Raw genomic sequence first — 15,905 nt, 5'->3', positions numbered from 1 at the left:
GTGCCCTGACCCCAGGGCGCAGCTGGGCGAGGCGGATGCCGCCGAGCCGGCGCCGACGCGGCATACCGCTCCTCCCGCTCCTGAGGACGTCGACTGGGACGCCTTGCGCGCCAAGGCGATCGAGATCATGGGCAGGGCCTACGCGCCCTACTCCAACTTCCCCGTGGGGGTGGCCGGGATCGTCGACGACGGTCGCGTCGTGGCGGGGTGCAACGTCGAGAACGCCGCGTACGGCGTCGGGCTCTGCGCCGAGTGCGGCCTGGTCTCCGAGCTGCACGCGACCGGCGGCGGCCGGCTCGTGGCGGTCTCCTGCGTGGGCGGCGACGGCCAGCCGCTGATGCCGTGCGGACGGTGCCGGCAGCTGCTCTGGGAGAACGGCGGCCCCGAGTGCCTGCTGCTCACCCCCGAGGGCGTGCTGCCGATGAGTGAGGTGCTGCCGCAGGCGTTCGGTCCCGACAACCTGACCGCGGCGCAGCACCCGGTCTGACCCGCCCCGGGAAGCTCGGCCAATCTCCCCGGCTCTGCGTGCCTTTCGCGCGCCCGAGCCCGCGAAGCTCGGCCAGCCGACCGCTTCCAGTCGCGGGACCGGTGTGCTCCGAGAGCGGATGGTCGGGCGCTATCGGGTCTGACACGATGGCCCCATGAGTGAAGCCTTCGATGCTGTCGACGTGATCATCGCCAAGCGTGGCAAGGGCGAGCTGTCCGATGCCCAGATCGACTGGGTCATCGACGCCTACACCCGCGGTGCGGTGGCCGACGAGCAGATGTCGAGCCTCGCGATGGCCATCCTGCTGAACGGCATGAACCGTCGTGAGATCTCCCGCTGGACCGGCGCGATGATCGCCAGCGGCGAGCGGATGGACTTCTCCGGCCTGTCGCGCCCGACGGCCGACAAGCACTCCACCGGCGGTGTCGGCGACAAGATCACCCTGCCGCTGGCGCCCCTCGTGGCGGCCTGCGGCGTCGCGGTGCCGCAGCTGTCGGGGCGCGGCCTCGGCCACACCGGCGGCACGCTCGACAAGCTCGAGTCCATCCCGGGCTGGCGGGCGGCGATGAGCAACGAGGCGATGATGCAGCAGCTCGAGGACGTCGGTGCGGTGATCTGCGCCGCGGGCGACGGCCTCGCCCCCGCGGACAAGAAGCTCTACGCCCTGCGCGACGTGACCGGCACCGTCGAGGCGATCCCGCTGATCGCGTCCTCGATCATGAGCAAGAAGATCGCCGAGGGCACCGGTGCGCTGGTGCTCGACGTGAAGGTCGGCAGCGGAGCGTTCATGAAGAACGTCGACGACGCGCGCGAGCTGGCCCGCACGATGGTCGACCTCGGCACCGACGCCGGGGTGCAGACCGTGGCGATGCTGACCAACATGCAGGTGCCGCTCGGCCTGACCGCCGGCAACGCGATCGAGGTGCGCGAGTCGGTCGAGGTGCTGGCGGGTGGTGGTCCCGAGGACGTCGTGGAGCTGACCCTGGCGCTGGCCCGCGAGATGCTCGCCTGCGCCGGGCGGGAGGACGTCGACCCCGCCGACGCCCTGAAGGACGGGCGGGCCATGGACGTCTGGAGGGCGATGATCCGCGCGCAGGGTGGCGACCCCGACGCGACCCTGCCGGTGGCGAAGGAGAGCCAGGACGTCCTGGCCCCCGCCGACGGCGTGCTCACCCAGCTCGACGCCCTCAAGATCGGGGTGGCCACCTGGCGTCTCGGCGCCGGGCGGGCCCGCAAGGAGGACCCGGTGCAGGCCGGGGCCGGGGTGGAGATGCACTACAAGCCGGGGGCCACGGTCCGTGCGGGCGAGAAGCTGCTGACCCTGCACACCGACACCCCGGAGCGCTTCGACCGCGCCCTGGAGTCCCTGGACGGTGCGTTCACGATCGCCCCCGAGGGCTCCCGTCCCGACCTGCTGCCGCTGGTCATCGAGAAGATCGCCTGACCCGTCCGGCGGCCGCGTCCGCGAAGGATGCCACCCGCTCGACGACCTCGGGGCTCCACAGCACGCGGCGGTGACCGCAGCCGTCGGTGACCATCAGCCGGGCGTCGTGCCAGGCGTCGGCGATGCGCACCGCTGCGGAGAAGGGCGCCTCGCGGTCGTGGCGGTCGTGGACGACGAGCAGGCGCGGCAGGCTCGGGCGCCGGGCTGCCATGGTGAGCAGGTCGAGCTCGGCCACGGGCGTGCCCACCCGGCGCTCGGCGCGGCGCACCATCACCTCGCGCGACCGGCGACCGACGCCGAGGGCCGCCGTGAAGACCGGCAGCATCCCCTCGACGCCGTCCGGTGCCGCGACCAGCACGAGCGAGTCGGGCTGCACCCCCAGGCCGAGGGCGTGCACCGCTGCGAGGGCGCCGGCGGAGTGCGCCACGACGACGGTGGGGCGCCCGAACTCCGCCACGACCGCCGCGAGCGCCTCGGCCATCTCGACGAACGTCGTCGAGCGACCGCCGTGCGCCCCGGGTCCGGAGTCGCCGTGGCTCGGGGCATCGAACGTGACGACGCACAGGCCGCGGTCCAGCAGCGGCTGGACGTGGGCGCCGAGCTGCTGCCACCAGCCGCCCCACCCGTGCACGAGGTATGCCGTGGGGTTGCCCCAGTCGCCGTAGACCCGGCCGCGCAGGGTGCCGTGGGTCCACTGCACCGCGAAGGGCTCACCGCCGTGCGGCGTGCGGGCGGCCCGCACCGCGGCGGCCGGAGCCGCCGGCAGCCGGAACCACAGGCGCTCGGCCAGCAGCCCGCCAAGGGCCGGGGACCGTCTCTCCAGCTGGGCGAACAGCCTCCGCAGCGCGGGGGAGCCCGGCAGGCCGGTGGCCGGGCTCGCGGCGTCGGGCCGTGCCGAGGTCGACGCGGTGGTGTTCGACGCGGTGGAGGTCGACGAGGTCGAGGCTGTCGCCGGGGTCGAGGGTGTCGCCGGGGTCACGGCGCGTGACGTGCTGCGGATGGTGGGTTGTGCGGCAACAAAACGATCGATCGTGCTTTTTTGAACCGACATGTCGGGTCCTCTCTGGCTGGGTTGCTGTGGCTGGTGTCTTTCCGGGCTGGGATTCAGTGGCCGGGATTCAGTGGCCGGGATTCAGTGACCGGGATTCCGGAGCCGGGGGATCAGCTGCGGATGTGGTCGAGCAGGCGGTCGAAGGCGTCCTGGGCCCGCTGCGTGGCGGCCGGGTCGTGGAGCAGCCGCGCCGAGAAGTTGTAGCCGAGGACGATGGCGAGCAGGTCGTGGGCGAAGGCTGCCGCGTCGGTCGACTCGCGGAACTGGCCCTCGGTCACGCCGCCGCGGACGATCGTCTCGATGGTGTCGAGCAGGTCGCGCTCGATCTGCACGACCTTGGTGCGCACCGGGCCATCGGGCTCGTCGTCGTACTCGCTCGCCACCGAGATGAAGATGCACCCGCCGGGCAGGGCGTAGTCGGCGTACCCACCCCAGCCGAGCCACCGGTCGAAGAGCGCGCGCAGCCGTGGCTCGCCGCGCGGCTGCTTGAGGGCCGGGCGGATGACGAGCTGGGTGAAGGCCTCGGCCGCATAGTCCATGACGGCGGTCTGCAGCCCCTCCTTCGACCCGAAGTGGGCGAACAGACCGCTCTTGGACATCTCCATGACGTCGGCGAGGCCGCCGATGGTGATGCCGCGCAGGCCCACCCGGCTCGACTGCGCCAGCGCCACGCGAAGCACCGAGTCGCGGGTCTCGTCGCCTTTGCTCACGGGCCAATAAAAGCACGACCGTTCGCACTGGTCAACAGTCTGAGCGGGTCCGGCACCGCGGCTGCCCGGCCGGCCCCGAGGCTCGCACCAAGGCGCGGCACTAGGCTGACCCCGTGCCTGAGCTCATTGCGACCCCCACGACCATCCCCGTCCCCGGCGGCAAGATCATCGACGAGCACGTCGGCCGGGTGAACACCGGCAGCGAGGCCGTCTCGGTGGCCCACATGAAGGCTCCGGCCGACTGGACCGAGCCGTTCCAGGCGCCGGACTTCGACGAGATCACCCTGGTCATCTCGGGCGCCGTCCTCGTCGACCACGACGGCGGGCAGCTGCGCGTCGAGGCGGGTCAGAGCGTCGTGACGCGGGCCGGCGAGCGGATCCGCTACTCCACCGGTCCCGAGGGAGCTGAGTACGTCGCCGTGTGCCTGCCGGCCTTCAGCCCCGAGACCGTCAACCGCGACGAGGAGGAGGGCGCGTGATCTTCGGCCGCAAGGGGTCGCGGGACGACGACGCCACCGGCCTGGACGACCAGGTCCTGCGCGCCCCGAAGGCCCTCCTGCACGACCACCTCGACGGTGGGCTGCGCCCCCAGACGATCATCGAGATCGCCGACCAGGTCGGGTATGCCGGGTTGCCGGCCTCGGACGCGGACAGCCTTGGTGCCTGGTTCCGCGACAGTGCGGACTCCGGCTCGCTGGTGCGCTACCTCGAGACCTTCGACCACACCCTGGCGGTCATGCAGACCACCGAGGGCTTGCGCCGCGTCGCGCGCGAGAGCGTGCTCGACCTCGCCGCCGACGGCGTCGTCTACGCGGAGAGCCGCTACGCCCCCGAGCAGCACATCTCCCAGGGCCTGGCGCTCGAGGACGTCGTGGAGGCGGTCAACGCCGGGTTCCGGGAGGGGGAGGAGCAGGCCGCCGAGGCCGGCACCCCCATCCGGGTGATGGCCCTGCTGACCGCCATGCGGCACGCGGCCAAGAGCACCGAGATCGCCGAGCTCGCGGTCCGCTACCGCGACCATGGCGTCGGCGGCTTCGACATCGCCGGGGCCGAGGCAGGGTTCCCACCCACCCGGCACCTCGACGCCTTCGAGTACCTCCGCCGCGAGAACGCCCACTTCACGATCCACGCGGGTGAGGCCTTCGGCCTGCCGAGCATCTGGGAGGCGATCCAGTGGTGCGGCGCCGACCGGCTCGGTCACGGCGTCCGCATCGTCGACGACCTCACGGTCGGCGACAAGGCCTTCGGCGACGACGTCGCGGCCGCGGTCGCCGCCGACCCGAAGGACGTGCACCTGGGGCGCCTCGCGGCATACGTGCGGGACACCCGCATCCCCCTCGAGATGTGCCCCAGCAGCAACGTCCAGACGGGGGCAGCGGAATCCGTTGCGCTGCACCCGATCTCGTTGCTCAAGCGGCTGCGTTTCAGGGTCACCGTCAACACCGACAACCGGCTCATGAGCGGCACCTCGATGTCTCGGGAGATGGGTCTGCTCGTCCGCGACGCCGGATGGACGATGGAAGACCTGCGCTGGGTCACGATCAACGCGATGAAGTCGGCCTTCATCCCGTTCGACGAGCGGCTCGCGATCATCGAAGGGGTCGTCAAGCCCGGTTACGCCGCGCTGCTGGAGCCGGTCGAGCAGGACTGACTGGCGGTGCCCCCCGCTGCGGCCGCGGTGGAGCGCTCAGGCGCCGAGCTGGTCCGGCGGCAGCAGCCGGGCGAGGCGCTGGTCGTCGCGGGCCAGCCGCTCGGCGTCGCGGCGACGACGGTCGGCGATGACGGCGGCGAGCACGTGCTCGGCGTGGAAGCCCGGCGGCGGCGGCGGCGAGACGTGCGGCAGGACCGAGCGCAGCAGGGCCTGGCCGAGCTCGTGTCGTGAGGTCGGGTTGAGTCCCTGCGCCCGGCCGAGGAACTGCCGGACGGCGATGGCCAGGCCGGGCGGCAGGGCGGCCAGGTCGGCGCCAGCGGCCCACCGCGCCAGGGGTGGCGGCATGACCGGCGGCGGGAGCAGGCGCAGCGACGCCCGCTGCGACACCACGTAGGTGCCGGCCGCCATGTCACCGAGCCGCTTGGCTCGCGGGCTGACCAGGGCTGACACCAGGGCCCCGGAGCCGAGCAGCAGGTAGATCTCGGGCCACCCGACCAGGGCGCGGGTGAGGGCGTGGCGGGCCGTGATGGGTCCGCCGTCGTCGCGCACGACGCGCAGACCGAGGGCGAGCTTGCCCAGCGTGCGTCCGCGGGTCAGCGTCTCCACGGTCGCGGGGAGGGCGACGGTGACCCCGACCACCAGCAGGATCGACACCGTCCGGGCGACGGCCGACGAGGTGCCGCCGAACACGAGGCCGACCAGCAGCGCGCCCACCACCAGGACGGCCGTCGCGACCAGCAGGTCGATGACTCCGGAGGCGGCTCGCGCCGGGACGCTGGCGATCGGCAGCTCGACGGCGACCCCCTCGCCGGTCACCATGTCGTCGCCCGCGTAGCTGCGGTAACCGGCCCCCGTGCTCATGGCCGAAGCATAGAGTGGCGCCGTGGACCTGGACGCGTATGTCGCCGCACGCAGCCGGTACTGGGGGCGCCTGGAGGAGCTGGCGACTCGACGACGCCTGACCGGCGCGGAGGGCGACGAGCTGCTCGACCTCTACCAGCGGGTCTCCACCGACCTGTCCGTGGTCCGGTCGGCCACCCCCGACCCGTCGGTGGTGGCCTACCTGTCGATGCTGCTGACCCGGGCGCGGGTCACCATGGTGGCCACGAGGACGACCACCTGGTCCGACCTGCTGGGCTTCTTCACCCGCACCTTCCCGGCTGCGCTCTACCGGACGCGGTGGTGGTGGGTGACCACGGCGTTGTCGAGCGTGCTGGTGATCGCCCTCGTGGCGGCCTGGACGCTGCGGCACCCGGAGGTCTACACCAGCCAGCTCACCCCGGCGGAGATCAACGCCTATGTCGGCACCGACTTCGAGCACTACTACCGCGAGTTCCCTCACCACGAGTTCGCCACCCTGGTCTGGGTGAACAACGCCTGGGTGGCGGCCCAGTGCATCGCGCTCGGTGTCCTGGGCCTGCCGGTCCTCTACGTCCTGTTCAGCAACGTGCAGAGCGTCGGCGTCATTGCCGCGCTGATGATGGCTAACGACCGCACCAGCCTGTTCTTCGGGCTGATCCTGCCCCACGGTCTGCTCGAGCTGACCGCGGTGTTCGTCGCCGCTGCGGTGGGGCTCCGGCTGTTCTGGTCGTGGGTCGAGCCCGGCCCCCGGACGCGGTTGCAGGCCTTTGCCGCCGAAGGTCGCACCGCGGTGGCGATCGCGATGGGGCTTGTCGCCGTGCTGCTGGTCAGCGGCACGATCGAGGGCTTCGTCACGCCGTCCGGCCTGCCGACCTGGGCCCGGATCGGGATCGGCGTGGTGGCCGAGTCGACCTTCCTCGCCTACGTGTTCGTGGTCGGCCGCCGTGCGCACCGAGCCGGCGTCACCGGCGACCTCGACGCCCGCGACGTGGGCGACCTGGAGATCGTCGCCGCCTGACCAGGGCGCTCGGGGCCCGGTCGCCGGGTCAGGCAGGGCGGCGCCGGGTCAGCCGGGACGGCGCCGGGCCAGAGCAGTCCCTGCCGCGACGGTGCCGGGTCAGAGCAGGCCCTGCCGCTTGAGCATGAGGTAGTGGTCGGCGAGCCGGATCGGCAGGAGGTCGGGCGGCTCGTCGAGCACGTCGACCCCGAGGCTCGCGAGGACCGCGGCGGTGCGCCGGCGCAACGCCGTGGTCCGCTCGGCCGCGGCGGCGTCGTAGACCTCGGCCACCGTGGTGCGGGCGCGACGCATCCGGCCGACCGCCGGGTCGGCCACCGAGGCGACGACCACGCGGTGGTGGGCACTGAGGGAGGGCAGGACGGGCACGAGGCCCTGCTCGATGGCCGACGACTCGAGGGGGGTGAGCAGCACGACGAGGGCGCGCTGCGTGCCGAGCCGCTGGATCTCGGTGGCCAGCAGCCCCCAGTCGGCTTCGATCAGCCGCGCCTCGACCGGGGCGAGGGTGCTGATGGTGTCGTGCAACAGCTTGGCGCGGTCGGCGCCCGCGACCCGTGCCCGCACCACGCGGTCACCGGCCAGCACCTGCACCCGGTCGCGGGCGTGCCCGGCCAGCGCGGTCAGGAGGAGGGCGGCATCCATCGCGGCGTCGAGGCGCGGGGAGTCGTCGACCCGGCCCGCCGAGGTGCGCGACGTGTCGACGACGATGACGATCCGACGGTGCTGCTCGGGCTGCCACGTGCGGACGACGAGGTGCTGACGACGAGCGGTCGCGCGCCAGTCGATGCTGCGGACGTCGTCGCCCTCGACGTAGTCGCGCAGGCTGTCGAACTCGGTGCCCTGCCCGCGGGTGCGCAGCGCGGCCCGGCCGTCGAGCTGGCGGAGCACGGCCAGCCTGCTGGGCAGGTGCTTGCGCGCCGGGAACGGGTGCAGGGTCCGCAGCTGGCCGGGCACCTCGAACGAGCGCTGCCGGGCCGCCAGCCCCAGTGGGCCGGTCGAGCGGACCGTCACCCGGTGGGCGGCCCGGTCGCCGCGCCGGGTGGGGTGCATCGCGGTGGTGAACCTCGCGCGCTCACCCGCGGGGACGTCGAGGGTGTGCCGGGCGGAGCCCGTTCCCGCCGACGGTGGCCACGCGTCGCGGATCGCACCACGCACCCGGCGACCGCCGCCGTTGGTGACCAGCACGGAGGTGGCGGTGGACTCACCGAGGCGCACCTGCGCGGGGCCCTCCCGGGTCAGGGTGAGCCCGCGCGGCGAGGCCGCCAGCAGGACGTCGAGGCCGATGAGCACGAGCATCGCCACCCACCACCAGCGCACCGTGTCGCCGTGCGGCCACACGGCGACCGGCACCAGCCCCAGGAGGGCCAGCGCGACGGCGCGGTAGGTCAGGGCCATCAGCGGGGGACCGGCACCGCTCCGAGCGCGCTCTCGAGGACGGCGGTCACGCTGACGCCCTCGAGCTCGGCCTCCGGCCGCAGCGACAGCCGGTGGGCGAGCGTGGCGTGCGCCAGCGCCTTCACGTCGTCGGGGGTGACGAACCCGCGACCGTTGATCCAGGCCCACGCGCGGGCCGTGGCCATCAGGGCGGTGGCGCCGCGCGGGCTCACCCCGAGGGCCAGCGACGGGGAGTGCCGGGTGGCCCGGGCGATGTCGACGATGTATGCCGTCACCTCGTCGGAGATCTCGACGGTGCGCACGGCCGCGGCGCCGGCTGCGAGGTCGGCGGCCGAGGCGACCGGTCGGAGTCCCGCCGCGTGCAGGTCACGCGGGTCGAAGCCGGAGGCGTGCCGACGCAGCACCGCGACCTCGTCCTCGCGTGGCGGCAGCGGGAGGGTGACCTTGAGCAGGAACCGGTCGAGCTGGGCCTCGGGCAGCGGGTAGGTGCCTTCGTACTCGACGGGGTTCTGGGTGGCGGCGACCATGAACGGCTGGGGGAGCGGGTGGGCCCGCCCGTCGACGCTGACCTGTCGCTCCTCCATCGCCTCCAGCAGCGCCGACTGCGTCTTCGGGGGTGTGCGGTTGATCTCGTCGGCCAGTAGGAGGTTGGTGAAGACCGGGCCCTGGCGGAAGGTGAAGTCGCTGTTCGCGGCGTCGTAGACCAGCGAGCCGGTGAGGTCGCCCGGCATCAGGTCGGGGGTGAACTGCACCCGCTTGGTCTCCACGTCGAGCGCCGCCGCGATGCTGCGCACGAGCAGGGTCTTCGCGACGCCCGGCACGCCCTCGAGCAGGATGTGCCCCCGCGCGAGCAGGGCGACGAGCAACCCCGCGACGGCGGCGTCCTGCCCGACGACCGCCTTGGCCACCTCGGCCCGGACGGCCAGCAACGCGGCTCGCGCGTCCGGGGCCGCGGCGGGTGGCCCGCCTGCCGCGGACGGCGGCGTGGACGCGGGCGCGGGTGGGTCGAGTGGCACCTGGCCGTGCGCGGCAGGGGGGAACTGGTGCTGGTCGGTCATGACGTGCGGACTCTCTCCTCGAGATCGGCCAATGCGTTGGCCAGGGCGTGCAGCTCGGTATCGGTGGTGGGCGGCGGTCCGGCGAGCAGCGCCGCGACCTGGGTCGGCGGCATACCGGAGGCGGCTGCGGCAGCAGCCTGGACGGCCTCCGCGGCATGGGGTGACAGCGCCAGCCGTCGCGCGAGCCGCTCGGTGGTGCCGAGCCGGAGCACCGCGGCGGCCCGGCCGCGGTCACGGGCTCGGCGGTAGATCCGACCGCGGCTCTCGGTGGTCTCGACCGCGCGCACGACGACCGGCAGGGGCTCGGTGACCAGCGCCCCCATGCGGCGACCGCGCACGAACGCGAGCACGACCACGGCGGTGCCCAGGATCACGGCCGCCGGCGTGAGCCACTCGGGCCAGGCCGACTGGCCGGTGCCGTCCACGCTGGCGAGGTCACCGATGCCAGGCTGGTACCAGACGAGGCGTGGCGAGTGACCCAGGGCCCGGATGGCGAGTCCGGCGTGCGACTCCTGGCCGACGAAGCGGTTGGTGAAGGCACTGCCGACCCCGACGGCCACAACCTCGGGATGGGTAGCCCCGGCGGGCACGGTGGCCAGTGCGGCACCGAACCCGAAGTCCTCGGGTGGGGCCTTGTCGTCGCCGCGGGGGTTGGGCAGTGCGAAGCACAACGTCGCCCTGGCGCCACTCCCGCGCGACACCGGCACGAAGCGGGTGTCGACGAGCGCGGCGGTGTCGTCGGGGCGCGCGACCGTGGAGCGACAGCCGGCCGTGACCGTCACCTCCGCCCCGAGGTCGCTGGAGGTGAGCGGCAGGTCGAGCCCGGCCAGCTGCTCGGCCGTCGGCGCGACCAGCACGAGTCGGTCGGCCCCGGAGGTTGCCTCGCGCAGGGCGTCGGTGCTGTCGGCGCCGAGGTAGGTGGGGTTGCCGACGACGACCGTGGTGCCGGCGCCGGGGTCGGCGTCGACGAGCTCGTCGGCTGAGCGCACGACCTGGACGGTGACGCCGTGGTCGCGCAACGCCTCGACCAGGGCCCTGCCGCCGGAGGGTCCCACGTCGTCGGGGTCGAGCGCCTGGTCGGGGGCGTTGGTGGACAGCGCCAGGGCGACCAGGGCCGCCACCCCGATCGCCACCACGAGCGCCCACACCGCGCGACGACGCACCCGGGTGGCGAGGTCGGCTCGCGGGGGCGGGGCGGTGGCCGGGGCGGACCCGAGCGTCGTGGTGGCGGTCACGGGCCGACCAGCTGGCCGAGGGTCGGTCGAGTCGTGCGGAGGGTGGCGTCGAGGTCGGCCGCGGCCTCGGCCTGTGCCTGCGTGGTGCGTCGGTGGCCGTAGCGCACGGCGTCGAACTCCAGCGCGCTCGCGGCGAGCGACTCGGCCTGGGTGGGGAAGACCGACTCCAGTGCGAGCGCGACTTCGTGGGCGGTGCGCCCGGGCAGGTCGGTGAGCAGGGTGCGCTCCACGGCGGAGGCGGCCAGGGCGCGGTAGCTGTCGAGCAGCACGGCATCCCAGTCGCCGCGGGCCCTCGCCCCGGCAGCCCGGGCGCGGTAGTCGGCGGCGCTGAGCCCTTCGTCGTCGACCACGGCTCCGCGCGGGCGACCGCCCGGCGTCGACGGCTCGGCCCGGAGCAACCGGATGACCACCAGGGCGACGACGGCCAGGACGACCAGCACGACGAGGGCCGCGCCCCAGGCGGGGACCAGCCCAGCCCCCGGCTGGCCGGCGAGGAGGTGCTGCAGCCACTCGACGAACCGCTGCCACGGCGAGGGCTCGGTCGTGTAGCGCCCCTTCGCGAGCTCGTCGAGCACCCACTGCCGGGCCTCGGGAGAGCTCGGGTCGAGCGGTGGCCCGTCGAACACGGAGGTGGGACTCGTCATCTCGCGGCGGTGGCTCCTGGCGCCGGACGGGCGGCGTCGGCCTGGGCTGCGGTGATCAGCTGGACGTCGAAGCCCTCACGGCGGATGCGCTGGTCGACGTAGAGGAGGGCGTCGACGCCGGCCGTGAACGGGGTCGTCAGGGCGCCGGTGATGAGGCCGGAGACGCCCGCCACGATGGCCTGGAAGACGTAGAGGTGCTGGGGGTCGCCCGACGCGACGATGCCGAGCCCGCCGACGAGGCCCAGCGGGAAGGCCAGGATCTGCGCGACGATGCCCACGATGAAGCTGGTCAGGAGCCGGATGCCGAAGACCCGCCAGAACTGGCTACCCGACGTGAGCCGCCACGACCTCGCGATGCCCTGCATCACGCCGACCTTCTCGAGCACCACGGCGACCCCGACGAAGGCCAGCCTGGTGGAGAGGAAGAGCACGAGGAGGATGGCGACGAGGGTCGCCAGGACCGCGAACAGGATCGCGCCGACGAGCCCCGAGTTGTCGTACGAGGTGGCTGCGCTGATCACCGCGATCACCGGCAGCACGAGGACCACGGCGAGGGCCAGCAGGACTGCGAGACCGGTCACGACCGTGGCCCCCACGAGGGGGAGCAGACGGCCGCGGGTGCCCTCCCAGGTCTGGCCGGCGGTGACCTTGCGCCCCATCACGGCCTGGCTGATGACGAACGCCACGAACCCGGTCAGCAGGACCGCGGAGGCAGACGTGCCCAACGACGGGACCAGCGAGCCGAGCGTCCCGGCCACCGGGAAGAGGTCCTGGGTCGACTGGGGGTCGAGGTTGATGTCGAGGGACTCCCGGGACGCCACCCAGGCGCCGAGGGCGGTGGTCGGGACGAGGAAGATCAGCGTCGTGACGAAGGCCAGCCCCATGGTGGCGGCGACGTTGCCACGGATCGCCTTGATGACGGCGCCGTAGAGGTCGCCGAGGGTGAGCGGGCGCAGCGGGATGATCCCGGGCCGGAACTCCATCGCGGGGTGCGCACCCCACGGCTGCTGCCCCGGCATCGCCGGTGGCGGTCCTGCGGGTGGCTGGGGGGTGGGAGTGCCCGGGTATGCCGGGTGCCCGCCCGGCGCAGTGGCCGGCGGTTCTGCGGGCCCACCGGTGCCGGGAGCCACCCACTGCGGGTCGGTCATGTGCGTACTTCCCCCTCGCTGACGTGCTGGAACCCTAACCGACGCAGGTGTCATCCGGGCGTCGAGCGGCCAGAATCCGCGAAACGGTGGTTGCCCTGCAAAACGGGCTCCACAGAGCCCGTTTTGCAGGGCAACCACCGTGTTGCGAAGGGGGGTTGCGAGAGGGGGTTGCCCGACCCGGAGCGGTGTCGGGTCAGCGGGCCAGGGCGGACAGCAGGGGTTCGAGGTCCTTGGCCCGCGCGGAGAGGGCTCCGAGGGACTCCTGGCGGGCCACGACCCGGGGTTCGTCACGCATCAGCGCGAGGCCGCGGCGCACCAGCGTCCACGGCGGCTTGCGGTGCTCCGAGAGGTCGCGCAGCAGCCGCCAGACGAACGTCACCACCCGGTGGTGGTGGACGCAGTAGGCGCCCGCGAGCATGCCGCGCTCGCGCAGCACGCCGATGATCTCGGCCGCGAAGATGCCCTCGGCGAGGACCAGGTCGTGGGCTTGCGCGCGCACGGTCGTCGTGTCGACCGCCCGGCTGAGGGAGATGTCGTAGACGGGAGTCGTGACCTCGCCCGTCGCGAGGAGGATGCCCAACGCGTCGACGGCGGCTTGCCGGTTCCAGGAGTCGGGGTGGTCCCAGTCGACGATGCCCAGCTCCTCGCTGCGCGGCATCGCCGGGTCGTCCTCGTCGCGGTAGAAGTCGTCGAGCCGCACGATCGGCCACCCGTGGGCGCCCTGCAGGCGGGCGGCCAGTCGCGACTTGCCCGCGCCACTGGGACCGGCAAGCACGACCACCCGGGCGGTGGTGGTCGCGTCCGGTGAGGGAGTGGTCAAGGGTCAGCGACCCTTGGGGTGCCAGACGGTCTTGGTCTCGAGGAACGAGGTGATCCGGCCGAGGTCGGGCGTGCTCGACCAGTCGGGCTCGATGGCGTCGGACCCCTCACCCGCGGGACGGACCACGCGCTTGAGGTTCTCCGCGGCGGCCAGCTCGAGGTCGCCCCAGCTCACGCCCTCGGCGTCGGCGGCACCGGTCAGGTCGATGGCGTTGACGTCACGGTGCGACGCGAGCCACGGCGCCACCTCGGCGGTGCGCCCGGTGATGAGGTTGATGACCCCGCCCGGGACGTCGGAGGTGGCGAGCGCCTCGGACAGCGTGATGGCCGGCAGCGGTCGCAGCTCGCTGGTGAGGACCACCGCGGTGTTACCGGAGCAGACGACGGGGGCCAGCACCGAGACCAGACCCAGCAACGAGGACCGTTGCGGCGCAAGGACAGCCACGACGCCGGTCGGCTCGGGGGCGGAGATGTCGAAGTACGGCCCCGCGACCGGGTTGAGCCCGCCCAGGACCTGCGCGAGCTTGTCGGTCCACCCGGCATACCAGACCCAGCGGTCGATGGCCTGCGAGACGATGGTCTCGGCACGACGCTCGGCCACGCCCTCACTGGCGCGCACCTCGGCGACGAACTGGGCCCGACGGCCCTCCATCACCTCGGCGACGCGATAGAGCACCTGACCCCGGTTGTATGCCGTGGCGCCGGCCCAGCCGGCGAAGGCACCTCGGGCGGCGACGACCGCGTCGCGGGCGTCCTTGCGCGAGCCCTGGGCGGCGTTCGCGAGGAACCGGCCGCGACCGTCGACGACCTCGTAGGAGCGGCCCGACTCCGAGCGCGGGAACTTGCCGCCGATGTAGAGCTTGTAGGTCTTTCGCACGTCGACGCGGGCATCGCCGCCCGTCGACCTCGTGGCCGTGGGGCTCACTTGCTGTCTCCCGTCGTGACGTAGGCGGCCAGGCCGTGGCGGCCACCCTCCCGGCCGTAGCCGGACTCCTTGTAGCCGCCGAAGGGGCTGGTGGGGTCGAACTTGTTGAAGGTGTTGGCCCACACGACACCGGCGCGGAGCTGGTCGGCCATCCAGAGGATGCGCGAGCCCTTCTCGGTCCAGATGCCGGCGGACAGCCCGTAGGGCGTGTTGTTCGCCTTGGCGACCGCCTCGTGCGGGGTGCGGAAGGTCAGCACCGACAGGACGGGGCCGAAGATCTCCTCCTGGGCGATCCGGTGGGTCTGGCTGACGCCGGTGAAGACGGTGGGCCGGAACCAGAAGCCCTTGCTCGGCAGCTCACAGCCGTTGTCCCAGCGCTCGGCCCCCTCGGCCTCGCCGGCGGCCGTCAGGTCGACGATCCGCTGCAGCTGGGCCTTGGAGTTGATCGCACCCACGTCGGTGTTCTTGTCGAGCGGGTCGCCCACGCGCAGCGTCTCGAGGCGACGCTTGAGCCGCTTCTCGACGTCGGCCGCGATGTTCTCCTGGACGAGCAGGCGTGAGCCGGCGCAGCAGACGTGGCCCTGGTTGAAGAAGATGCCGTTGACGATGCCCTCGACGGCCTGGTCGAGCGGCGCGTCGTCGAACACGATGTTGGCGGCCTTGCCGCCGAGCTCGAGGGTGGCCTTCTTGCGGGTGCCGGCGATCGAGCGGGCGATCATCTTGCCGACGCCGGTCGAGCCGGTGAAGGCCAGCTTGTCGATGTCGGGGTGGTCGACGATCGCCTGTCCTGTGGCGCCGGCGCCCGTGATGATGTTGACGACACCCGGCGGCAGGTCGGCCTGCTGCACGACCTCGGCGAAGAGCAGCGCGGTCAGCGGCGTGGTCTCGGCCGGCTTGATGACGACGGTGTTGCCGGTGGCCAGGGCGGGCGCGATCTTCCACGCCAGCATCAGGATCGGGAAGTTCCAGGGGATGACCTGGCCGACCACGCCGTGGGGGCGGGGGTTGGTGCCGAGGCCGGCGTAGTCGAGCTTGTCGGCCCAGCCGGCGTGGTAGAAGAAGTGCGCCGCAGCGAGGGGCACGTCGACGTCGCGGCTCTCCTTGATCGGCTTGCCGTTGTCGAGGCTCTCCAGGACGGCGAACTCGCGGGCCCGCTCCTGGAGGATGCGGGCGATGCGGAAGAGGTACTTGCCCCGGTCGGCCCCGGACATGCGGCCCCAGACGCCGTTGTAGGCCCGGCGGGCCGCGGCCACGGCGCGGTCGACGTCGGCCTCGCTGGCGGAGGTCACCTCGGCCAGGACCTCTTCGGTCGCGGGGCTGATCGTCTTGAAGGCGGAACCACCCTGCGACTCGGTGAACTCACCGTTGATGAACAACCCGTAGGAGGGCTTGATGTCGACGACGGCGCGGGACTCCGGCGCCGGTGCGTACTCGAACTTGGCCATGGCTTCAGGTTCCTCGG

At 73.0% G+C, this 15,905-nt stretch carries 16 protein-coding genes; 5 read left to right on the top strand and 11 right to left on the bottom strand.

Going from position 1 to position 15,905, the window contains the following annotated elements:
- The first annotated feature begins 22 nt into the window (after positions 1-22).
- Positions 23-487: a cytidine deaminase gene (locus tag ABD262_RS18570; RefSeq protein ID WP_425564921.1), complete on the top strand. Its 465-nt coding sequence runs from the start codon at positions 23-25 to the stop codon at positions 485-487.
- A gap of 154 nt (positions 488-641) precedes the next feature.
- On the top strand, positions 642-1,931 hold the full coding sequence (locus ABD262_RS18565) for a thymidine phosphorylase (protein ID WP_344139404.1): 1,290 nt from the start codon (positions 642-644) through the stop codon (positions 1,929-1,931).
- Here the strand turns inward: ABD262_RS18565 and ABD262_RS18560 are convergent.
- Positions 1,912-2,910, bottom strand: a complete 999-nt coding sequence (locus ABD262_RS18560; RefSeq protein ID WP_344139401.1) for an alpha/beta hydrolase — start codon at positions 2,908-2,910, stop codon at positions 1,912-1,914. The two genes, ABD262_RS18565 and ABD262_RS18560, sit on opposite strands and share 20 nt — an antisense overlap.
- Positions 2,911-3,092: 182 nt before the next feature.
- Complete coding sequence (locus ABD262_RS18555; protein WP_344139398.1) at positions 3,093-3,692, bottom strand: TetR/AcrR family transcriptional regulator; 600 nt, start codon at positions 3,690-3,692, stop codon at positions 3,093-3,095.
- 113 nt (positions 3,693-3,805) lie between these two features.
- Here ABD262_RS18555 and ABD262_RS18550 point away from each other — a divergent pair, with 113 nt between their 5' ends.
- Together ABD262_RS18550 and ABD262_RS18545 are read left to right on the top strand one after the other, a co-directional pair.
- Positions 3,806-4,171: a cupin domain-containing protein gene (locus tag ABD262_RS18550; protein ID WP_344139395.1), complete on the top strand. Its 366-nt coding sequence runs from the start codon at positions 3,806-3,808 to the stop codon at positions 4,169-4,171.
- Entirely contained in the window at positions 4,171-5,343 is a 1,173-nt protein-coding gene (locus tag ABD262_RS18545) for an adenosine deaminase (RefSeq protein ID WP_425564920.1), read from the top strand. The genes ABD262_RS18550 and ABD262_RS18545 overlap by 1 nt, the downstream gene beginning before the upstream one ends.
- A gap of 36 nt (positions 5,344-5,379) precedes the next feature.
- Here the strand turns inward: ABD262_RS18545 and ABD262_RS18540 are convergent, their stop codons facing one another.
- Complete coding sequence (locus tag ABD262_RS18540; RefSeq protein ID WP_344139392.1) at positions 5,380-6,204, bottom strand: RDD family protein; 825 nt, start codon at positions 6,202-6,204, stop codon at positions 5,380-5,382.
- Between the two features lie 22 nt (positions 6,205-6,226).
- On the opposite strand from ABD262_RS18540, the gene ABD262_RS18535 reads away from it, so the two are divergent.
- The gene (locus tag ABD262_RS18535; RefSeq protein ID WP_344139390.1) at positions 6,227-7,222 is read left to right on the top strand and encodes a stage II sporulation protein M; all 996 of its coding nucleotides are present in this window, start codon (positions 6,227-6,229) and stop codon (positions 7,220-7,222) included.
- Between the two features lie 99 nt (positions 7,223-7,321).
- On the opposite strand, the gene ABD262_RS18530 is transcribed toward ABD262_RS18535, so the two are convergent.
- The 8 genes from ABD262_RS18530 to ABD262_RS18495 form a co-directional block, all read right to left on the bottom strand.
- Positions 7,322-8,614, bottom strand: coding sequence for a DUF58 domain-containing protein (locus ABD262_RS18530; RefSeq protein WP_344139387.1), 1,293 nt, complete (start codon positions 8,612-8,614; stop codon positions 7,322-7,324).
- Positions 8,614-9,672 carry an AAA family ATPase gene (locus ABD262_RS18525; RefSeq protein WP_344139384.1) on the bottom strand — a complete coding sequence of 353 codons (1,059 nt, stop codon included), beginning with the start codon at positions 9,670-9,672 and terminating at the stop codon, positions 8,614-8,616. The genes ABD262_RS18530 and ABD262_RS18525 overlap by 1 nt, the downstream gene beginning before the upstream one ends.
- Positions 9,669-10,907, bottom strand: coding sequence for a DUF4350 domain-containing protein (locus ABD262_RS18520; RefSeq protein ID WP_344139382.1), 1,239 nt, complete (start codon positions 10,905-10,907; stop codon positions 9,669-9,671). Before ABD262_RS18520 ends, ABD262_RS18525 begins: the two co-directional genes overlap by 4 nt.
- The gene (locus ABD262_RS18515; RefSeq protein ID WP_344139379.1) at positions 10,904-11,551 is read right to left on the bottom strand and encodes a DUF4129 domain-containing protein; all 648 of its coding nucleotides are present in this window, start codon (positions 11,549-11,551) and stop codon (positions 10,904-10,906) included. Before ABD262_RS18515 ends, ABD262_RS18520 begins: the two co-directional genes overlap by 4 nt.
- Positions 11,548-12,699: a DUF7847 domain-containing protein gene (locus tag ABD262_RS18510; protein ID WP_344139376.1), complete on the bottom strand. Its 1,152-nt coding sequence runs from the start codon at positions 12,697-12,699 to the stop codon at positions 11,548-11,550. The genes ABD262_RS18515 and ABD262_RS18510 overlap by 4 nt, the downstream gene beginning before the upstream one ends.
- A gap of 193 nt (positions 12,700-12,892) precedes the next feature.
- Positions 12,893-13,519: a uridine kinase family protein gene (locus ABD262_RS18505; RefSeq protein WP_344139373.1), complete on the bottom strand. Its 627-nt coding sequence runs from the start codon at positions 13,517-13,519 to the stop codon at positions 12,893-12,895.
- A 3-nt stretch (positions 13,520-13,522) separates the two neighbouring features.
- A complete protein-coding gene (locus ABD262_RS18500; RefSeq protein ID WP_344139370.1) occupies positions 13,523-14,443 on the bottom strand; it encodes an aldehyde dehydrogenase family protein in 921 nt (306 codons plus the stop codon).
- On the bottom strand, positions 14,440-15,888 hold the full coding sequence (locus ABD262_RS18495; RefSeq protein ID WP_344139367.1) for an aldehyde dehydrogenase family protein: 1,449 nt from the start codon (positions 15,886-15,888) through the stop codon (positions 14,440-14,442). Before ABD262_RS18495 ends, ABD262_RS18500 begins: the two co-directional genes overlap by 4 nt.
- Between the last annotated feature and the right edge of the window lie 17 nt (positions 15,889-15,905).

Source organism: Pedococcus bigeumensis (genome assembly GCF_039531795.1).
Taxonomy (GTDB): domain Bacteria; phylum Actinomycetota; class Actinomycetes; order Actinomycetales; family Dermatophilaceae; genus Pedococcus; species Pedococcus bigeumensis.
Note: the sequence above shows the minus strand (reverse complement) of the source record. Positions and strands in the feature narration are given on the sequence as shown.